Annotated in this window: 1 protein-coding gene; it reads right to left on the bottom strand. The window is 70.4% G+C overall.

Annotated features, from left to right (window positions below):
* Positions 1 to 730, bottom strand: a 730-nt coding sequence (locus tag OU415_RS38210) for an NAD(P)/FAD-dependent oxidoreductase (protein WP_270954691.1), incomplete at its 3' end; no start/stop codon positions are given.
* Positions 731 to 1135: the final 405 nt, after the last annotated feature.

Genomic DNA, 1135 nt, shown 5'->3' with positions numbered 1-1135 from the left:
CGACCATCCGGGGCGCCACCGCCAGCGCCTCGCGTGCGATCACGGTCCCGTCGACCAGCCGCACGCCGGTGATGCGGTCCTCGACGACCTCCAGCCCGGCGATCTCGCCGTGCACCACCCGGATGTCGCGAGCGGCCAGCTTCTCGGCGTCCTCTTCGCCCAGCGGCGCGGCGGTGCGGGCGAAGAACACGACGTCGCTGCTCCACTGGCGGAACAGCAGCGCCTGGTGCACCGACATCGGCCCGCTGGCCAGCACGCCGATGGCCCCGTCGCGGACCTCCCAGCCGTGGCAGTACGGGCAGTGCAGCACGTCCCGCCCCCATCTGTCGCGCAGGCCCGGGACGTCCGGCAGCTCGTCGACCAGCCCGGTGGTCACCAGCACGCGTCGGGCACGCGTCGCGCGGCCGTCGGCCAGCGCCACCGAGAACCCGTCGCCGTCGCGGGCCACCGAGCCGACTTCACCGGACACCACGTCGGCGCCGTATCCGCGCACTTCCGCCCGGCCGCGCTCGAGCAGCTCGGCCGGTGGGATCCCGTCCCGCCCCAGCAGCCCGTGCGCGCCTTGCGCGGGCGCGTTGCGCGGGCAACCCGCGTCGATCACCGCCACCGAGCGCCGTGCCCGGGCAAGCATCAGCGCCCCGCTCAGCCCGGCGGCACCGCCGCCGACCACCACCACGTCGTAACCGTTCGCCAACTGATCGGTCACCTCGACCACCTCCGCGACCACCATGCGGCCGCGCCGGCGCTCCCGGCAAACTTCTTTGCGGAAACCGCAAACACTCCCCCGCCCCCGACTCCGAGGTCCCCAGTGGACGAATGCCGTGTGCAGAGCGCAACTGGTTGCTACGCAATGCATTCGGGGCAAAAGTCTCTCCTGTACAACCATCTCGCGGGACTACCGTGATTGGTGCGCACATGAAAGCGCATCCAGGTAGCTGGATCAGAGGAGCACTGTGAACGCGTTCCTCCGCCGGTCACCGCCGGGGAGGTCCGCTGGTGCTGCGAACTCCCACGCAGCGCATCGTTTTCGACGGAATTCCGACGGCACTGGACTCGTCCAGGATCGACGAGGGATGAATATGAACGTCAGCACCGTCTTCAGCAACCTCCGCAGCAACTGGGGCTGGGGTTGGGG

It is taken from the genome of Saccharopolyspora oryzae (assembly GCF_027853915.1).
GTDB lineage: Bacteria > Actinomycetota > Actinomycetes > Mycobacteriales > Pseudonocardiaceae > Saccharopolyspora > Saccharopolyspora oryzae.
The sequence above is the reverse complement of the archived record's forward strand: the minus strand, read 5'-3'. Positions and strand labels throughout refer to the sequence as shown.